Source organism: Kitasatospora sp. NPDC030952 (assembly GCF_055571335.1).
The window spans coordinates 299412-305676 of sequence record NZ_JBVIFM010000005.1 but is presented as its reverse complement, the minus strand read 5'-3'; the positions used below and the strand labels follow the sequence as shown (position 1 = coordinate 305676).

Below are 6265 nucleotides of genomic sequence, written 5' to 3'. Positions count from 1 at the left end.
ACGTGGGGGGGGGGGGGGGGGGGGGGGGGGGGGGGGGGGGGGGGGGGGGGGGGGGGGGACTCGGGGGAAGGGGGTGGGGCCCTTCTTGGGCCCTTCCTGGACCCCGCCGCAAGAGGGTTCCCCTTCCGCACCGGGTGGAGCAGCGTTCCCGACTGCACGTCGCGGTTGAAGGCCGTGGAGGGCGGCATCGACGACGTGGTGGGGCGGAAGGGCGGTCAGGAGGTGGCGTGCGAGGGTTGCGGGCTCGGTGAGTGGGTGTGGCGGGGGAGGAGGAGCGGGGTGGCGAGGATGAGCAGGCCGGCGACGGCGAGGGCGGTGCGTGGGTCGGTGGTGGCGGCGAGGAGGCCACCGAGGGCGGTGCAGGTGGCGATGGCGGCCTGTTGGCCGATGGACCAGGCGGAGAGGGTGCGGGCGAGGAGGTGTTTGGGGGTGCGTTCGAGCCGGTAGGTGGCGAGCACCGGGTTGTAGAGGCTCATGTTGACGATGATCGCCAGCTCGACGGCCATCACGGTGAGCAGGCCGACGATGCCGGGGCGGACGAGGACCAGGCCGATCAGCCAGACGGCGCGCAGGGTGCCGATGGTCCGGAAGACCCGGTGCCGGCCGTGGCGGGCCACGACGCGCCGGGCCAGTCGGGAGCCGATGAGTCCGCCGAGGCAGGGGGCGGCGAAGGCGAGGCCGTACTGCCAGGGCGGGAAGTGGAGTTGGCGCAGCATGAGGAGGGCCAGCACCGGTTCGGTGGCCATGATCAGCCCGCCGACGAGCAGGTTGTTGAGGTAGAGCGCCCGCAGGGCGGGGTCGCCGAGGATGTGCCGCCAGCCGTCGAGCAGCGCGCCCGCCCGTGCCGGGCTTTCGTCGCCGGCCCGTGCCGGGCTTTCGCCGCCCGCCTGTGTCGGGCTGATGGCGGCCGGTCGGGGAGGTTCCTCCCGGCCGCGGATGGCGGTGATGCCCAGGGCGGAGAGCAGGTAGCTGAGCGCGTCGGCGATCACGGTGGTGACGGGCCCGAAGAGGCCGATGGCCGCGCCGCCCAGTGGGGGGCCGATCGCGATGGAGCTCCAGTTGGTGGATTCGAAGCGGGCGTTGGCCACCAGCAGGTCCTCGGGCCGGACGAGGGCCTTGAGGTGGGCGCCGCTGGCGGCGTTGAACGCGATCTTGGCGGCGGCGACCACGGCCGAGACGACGAGCAGTTGGACGAAGCCGAGCCGTCCGAGGGCGTAGGCGAGGGGGATCGTCGCCATGGCGGCGAAGCGGGCGAGGTCCATGGCGATCATCACCGGGCGCTTGCGCCGGAACTCCACCCAGGGCGCGAGCGGTACCGCGATCAGCGCGCCCATCGCGGGCCCCACCGCGGAGAGCGCGGAGACCTCGGCCGGCCCGGCGTGCAGCACCAGGACGGCCAGCAGCGGGAGCGCCCCGAATCCCAGCCCGGAGCCGTACGCGCTCACCGCGTACGCCGCCCACAGCCAGCCGAACCCCTGCCCGAGCGGTCTCCTGCCCACTACACCCCGCATGTCCGGCGCGCTCCCTCGGTAACTCATCCGCACAATCCGACGTTGACCGGTGAGAGCTAACCGAGCTGCGCGACCGCAGGTCAAACAACCGCCTTCCGGTCCCCACACAACCATTCGTTGTTCACTAAGGTGGGCCGACGTGGACCTCGAAGCCGTACGCACCTTCGCCGCCGCCGCGGACGCCGGCCAGTTCCAGAAGGCCGCCGCCGACCTGTCGATCACCCAGCAGGCCGTCTCCAAGCGCATCGCCACGCTGGAGCGGGATCTCGGGGTGCGGCTGTTCACCCGCACCCCGCGCGGTGCCGAACTCACCATCGACGGGCAGGCGTTCCTGCCGCACGCCCGGGAGCTGCTGCGGGCCGCCGAGCGCGCGGTGGCCTCGGTGCGCACCGGCCGCCGGCCGCTGCGGGTCGACATCATCGCCTCGCGCGGCGCGGGCTCGGGGCTGATGCGGGACTTCCACCGCGCGCACCCCGAGGTCGATCTGGACGTGGTGATGCTGTTCGACGTCGAGGCGGCCGTCACCGCGATCCGCTCGGGGGCGATCGACGCGTCCTTCCGCGCGGTGGCCGCGCCCGGCCGGCCGTTCCCGGAGGACGTCGAGTCCGTCCGGGTGCTCGACGAGCCGCTGCAGCTCCTCACCGGGCCGGCCCACGCGCTGGCGGGTGCCCGTTCGGTGACCGTCGCCCAGCTCGCCGGGCACCGGATCTGGATGCCCGGCATCGCTCCGGGCACCGAGTGGGCCGCCTACTACGACGACCTCGTCGCCGAGTTCGGCCTCACCATCGAGGCGACCGGCCCGAACTTCGGCTCCGACGCGCTCCTGGACACCGTCGCCGACACCCCGGCCCTGGCGACCTTCATGAGCGAGCACACCCGCCTGGTCTGGCCGGCCGGGTACGGTCTGCGCCGCATCCCGGTGACGGACCCGACGCTCGTCTACCCGCACTCGCTGCTGTGGCACCGGGACAACCCCCACCCGGCCCTGGTCACCCTCCGCGCCTACCTGGCCGCGGCGACGCCCGCCCATGACGCCGCCGGGACGTGGCGGCCGGACTGGGTGCTCCCCCGCTGACTCCCGCGCTGAACACCCCGACCCCGGACACCCCGACTCCGGACACCCCGACTCCGGACACTCCGACCCCGGGCATCCCGACTCCGGATACGCCGGCTCCGTGGGCGGGCGGCGAGCCAGGTCAGGCCTCCTCGCGCCAGCCCTCGTACGAGGTGGCCAGGGTGTCGAGGGCGTGCAGGAGGGCCGGGGTCCAGCCGTCGGACGGCGGGTCGAGGACGACCAGCCACTGGGCGTCCTCGGCGTCGTCCTCGCCGGCCAGGGCGTCGCGGACGATCTCCAGGTCGCCGAGGTCGGGGTGGGCGGCGGAGAGTTCCTCGGCGGCGTCGTCGGCGGTGTCGCGGTCGGGCAGGACGAGCAGCTGGCGGGCGAACGGGTCGCCGACGTCCGGGAGGTCGGTGGTGTGGTTCTCGGTCACCGGGTCATTCTCCAGGGCGGCCCCGGTGGTCGGGCGGTAGGGGCCGGGCAGTCGGGTCCCCCCGACGCGCCCCGCCCCGGCCGCGCCCCGTCGCGCCCAGCGCCCGTCGCGCCCCGGACCGGCCGCGCCCCGCCCCCGTCGCGCCCCGGACCGGTCGGCCTCGGTCGTCGGGCGGGAGTGTCCGCGGCGCGTGGGATGCTGGTAGGCGATGGCCAGGAAGAGTGCACCCGACGACCTGCTCGCCCCGCTGACCCTCGCGGTCGGCCAGGAGGAGCTGCTGCTGGACCGCGCGGTCGCCCAGGTGGTGGCCGCGGCGAAGGCGGCGGACCCGGACACCGACGTGCGGGACCTGCCGCCCGGCGCGCTGCAGCCCGGCAGCCTGGCCGAGCTGACCACGCCCTCCTTGTTCGCCGAGCGCAAGGTGATCGTGGTCCGGGCCGCGCAGGACCTCTCCGCCGACTCCGTGAAGGAGGTCAAGGCGTACATCGAGGCCCCGGCCGAAGAAGTGATCATGGTGCTGGTGCACGCCGGCGGGGCCAAGGGCAAGGGCCTGCTGGACGCCGGCCGCAAGGCGGGCGGGCGCGAGGTGGCCTGCGCCAAGCTGGCCAAGGCGAGTGAGCGACTGGCCTTCGTCAAGGGCGAGTTCCGTACCCTGGGCCGCTCCGCGACCCCGGAGGCCTGCCAGGCGCTGCTGGACTCGCTCGGCAGCGACCTGCGCGAACTCGCTGCCGCCTGCAGTCAGTTGACCTCGGACGTCGAGGGCGCGATCGACGACACGGTGGTGGCCCGCTACTACAGCGGCAGGGCCGAGGCGACCGGGTTCGAGGTGGCCGACCTGGCCGTCACCGGCCGGGCGGCGGAGGCGCTGGAGCGGCTGCGCTGGGCGCTGGCCGTCGGCCAGCCGCCGACCGGCATCACCTATGCGCTGGCCTCCGGTGTGCGCAGCATCGGGCGGCTGGCGACGACCGGGCGGAACATGCGCCCGGCCGACCTGGCCCGCGAGCTGGGCATGCCGCCGTGGAAGGTGGATCGGGTCCGCCAGCAGATGCGCGGCTGGACGGGCGACGCGGTGGCCACCGCGCTGACCGCCATCGCCCGGGCCGACGCCGACGTCAAGGGCGGTTCGGCCGACCCGGCCTACGCCCTGGAGCGCGCGGTGGTCGCCGTCGCCAAGGCCGCCCGGGCCGGCTCCCGCCCGTCCTACTGACCGTCTCCGAACCCCGGCCCCCGACCCCCGGCCCCAGGCCGCTACGGCCGCTACTTCCGCATGGCCCGTACGGCGTTGTCCGCGTCGGTCTGCAGGTCGTTGCGGAGTTCGGTCATGGACGGCGGGGTGCTCTTCCCCTGGGTGTAACTGGCGTTGTACGTGAGGTAGAAGGTCATCCCGCCGTCGCGGATGTCCATCTCGGCGTAGAGGCTGTGGTACGTCGACGAGCCGTCGTCCTTGTACAGGAAGTAGGCCTCGTCGCCGATCCCGGTGATGTCGGTGACCTGGTAGCCCCGGGCCCGGTAGAGCTCCTTGTTGGCCTCGAGCTCGGGCCCGGGGTTGACGGCCTTGTGCAGGTCGGCGCGGATGTAGACGGAGGCGAACTCGCTGTCGCTGTTGCCGCCGGTCCGCTTGAGCGACATCGAGCAGTTCATGCTGTCCAGCGCCGGGTTCCGGTCGGTGTGGTGGGACGGCGAGTTGGCGTCGGTGGTGACGGAGTACGTCTCCAGCAGCCGGGAGGGCTTCGCGGTGGCGCAGAAGTCGTCGGAGAGGTGGTAGTTGCCGAGGCTGCGCGGCGAGGAGTCGCTGCTGACCAGGTCCGGGACGGCCAGCACGGCGGTGGTCCAGCCGGCCGAGGCGAGGAGCGCGCCGACGAAGGCCCAGACGGCGTTGCGGCGCAGGTTCCCGCCCTTCCGCGGCACCGCGCCGCCACCCGGCGCACCTGGTGCACCCGGCGCGCTCGGCGCGCTCGGCAGCCCCGGTGCACCCGGCAGCCCGGTCGGCGGCCCGAACCCGCTCGTGACCGGCCCCGCCACCCCCGGTACGGGAGTCCCAGCCCCCGGCGCACCCGGCTGCTGCGGGAACCCGTACCCGGGCCCCGGCCCCGGCCCGCTCGGTGCCGAGGGCGGCGGCGGTGGTGGTGGTGGCGTCGTCATGGAAGTCCCCCCTGTGGACCGGCGCCGCGGGTGCTCCCCGCACCCACGGTCGCGCGTGATCGACCATAGCGGCCGGCGCGTGGAACGCGACAGGCGCCGTGGTCCGCCTCCCGGAGGAGGCCGATCACGGCGCCTGTCGTACAGCTGAAGCTGTTGTGCACCGCACCCGCGTGGCGAACGCAGGCCGCGTACGGTGCGAGTCTCGCACGCCTCGGAGTTCCGGGTAGAGGGCCGGGTCGCTCCGGGGCGGTGGGGGCGTGCAGCCCCCGGGGGCGTCAGGCCTGGACGGCGGTGTTGACGCGCTTGGTGATGGCCGACTTCTTGTTGGCGGCCTGGTTGGCGTGGATGACGCCCTTGCTCACGGCCTTGTCCAGCGCCTTGGAGGCGGCGCGGGCCAGCACGGCGGCCTTCTCGGTCTCACCGGCGGCAGCGGCCTCGCGGGCCTTGCGCAGGGCGGTCTTCAGCGAGGACTTGACGGCCTTGTTGCGCAGGCGCGCCTTCTCGTTGGTCTTGTTGCGCTTGATCTGGGACTTGATGTTCGCCACGAAAGAGCCTCAGTCTTGTCTGAACGGGTTCTGGGTTCCCCCCGGCCGGAGGCTGGGGAGGTCTGCACCCGGGTGGCCGCCGGACCAGCTGAGAGGGCATGCCGGGGCCAGGTGCAGCAGCCCACGCTACCAGGGGCCCGCCACCCGCCCCAAACCGGCCGCCGGACCGGCCGCCGGACCGCCCGCGGCACTAACCGCCGGACCGACCGCCGGACCGCCCGCGGCACCGACCGCCGGACCGGCCGCGGGCCGGGCCCGGCTAGGCGCTCAGCACCGGCTCCCCGTAGTGCTCGACCTCCGGGAACGGCCGGTAGAACCGGTGCAGCAGCTCGCGCCACCGCAGGTACTCGGCCGAGCCGCGGAAGCCCTCGGTGTGGTCGGCGAGGGTCTCCCACTCCACCTGGAGCAGGAAGCGCGAGCCGCGCCCCTCGTCCAGGCAGCGGCGCAGTTCCAGGGAGCGGAAGCCGCGCTGGACGGCGATCAGCGGGCGGGCCTCGGCGAAGGCGGTGAGGAACTCGTCCTCCCGGCCTGGCAGGACGTCGAGCAGGGCGCTTTCGAGGATCATGACGGGCCATCC

Annotated in this window: 7 protein-coding genes; 2 read left to right on the top strand and 5 right to left on the bottom strand. The window is 74.1% G+C overall.

Annotated elements, in window-relative coordinates:
- Window positions 1-215 precede the first annotated feature (215 nt).
- A complete protein-coding gene (locus ACZ47G_RS13105; RefSeq protein WP_465741931.1) occupies window positions 216-1511 on the bottom strand; it encodes an MFS transporter in 1296 nt (431 codons plus the stop codon).
- Between the two features lie 139 nt (window positions 1512-1650).
- Here ACZ47G_RS13105 and ACZ47G_RS13100 point away from each other — a divergent pair, with 139 nt between their 5' ends.
- Entirely contained in the window at window positions 1651-2586 is a 936-nt protein-coding gene (locus ACZ47G_RS13100) for a LysR family transcriptional regulator (protein WP_465741929.1), read from the top strand.
- A gap of 121 nt (window positions 2587-2707) precedes the next feature.
- Here ACZ47G_RS13100 and ACZ47G_RS13095 read toward each other — a convergent pair whose 3' ends face one another.
- Window positions 2708-3001: a hypothetical protein gene (locus ACZ47G_RS13095; RefSeq protein ID WP_465741927.1), complete on the bottom strand. Its 294-nt coding sequence runs from the start codon at window positions 2999-3001 to the stop codon at window positions 2708-2710.
- 208 nt (window positions 3002-3209) lie between these two features.
- On the opposite strand from ACZ47G_RS13095, the gene holA reads away from it, so the two are divergent.
- The gene (gene holA, locus ACZ47G_RS13090) at window positions 3210-4208 is read left to right on the top strand and encodes a DNA polymerase III subunit delta (protein WP_465741925.1); all 999 of its coding nucleotides are present in this window, start codon (window positions 3210-3212) and stop codon (window positions 4206-4208) included.
- Between the two features lie 50 nt (window positions 4209-4258).
- Here holA and ACZ47G_RS13085 read toward each other — a convergent pair whose 3' ends face one another.
- The 3 genes from ACZ47G_RS13085 to ACZ47G_RS13075 form a co-directional block, all read right to left on the bottom strand.
- Window positions 4259-4909, bottom strand: coding sequence for a hypothetical protein (locus tag ACZ47G_RS13085; protein WP_465741923.1), 651 nt, complete (start codon window positions 4907-4909; stop codon window positions 4259-4261).
- Window positions 4910-5418: 509 nt separating this feature from the next.
- On the bottom strand, window positions 5419-5688 hold the full coding sequence (rpsT, locus tag ACZ47G_RS13080) for a 30S ribosomal protein S20 (RefSeq protein ID WP_045938443.1): 270 nt from the start codon (window positions 5686-5688) through the stop codon (window positions 5419-5421).
- Between the two features lie 259 nt (window positions 5689-5947).
- Window positions 5948-6253: an antibiotic biosynthesis monooxygenase family protein gene (locus tag ACZ47G_RS13075; protein WP_465741921.1), complete on the bottom strand. Its 306-nt coding sequence runs from the start codon at window positions 6251-6253 to the stop codon at window positions 5948-5950.
- Between the last annotated feature and the right edge of the window lie 12 nt (window positions 6254-6265).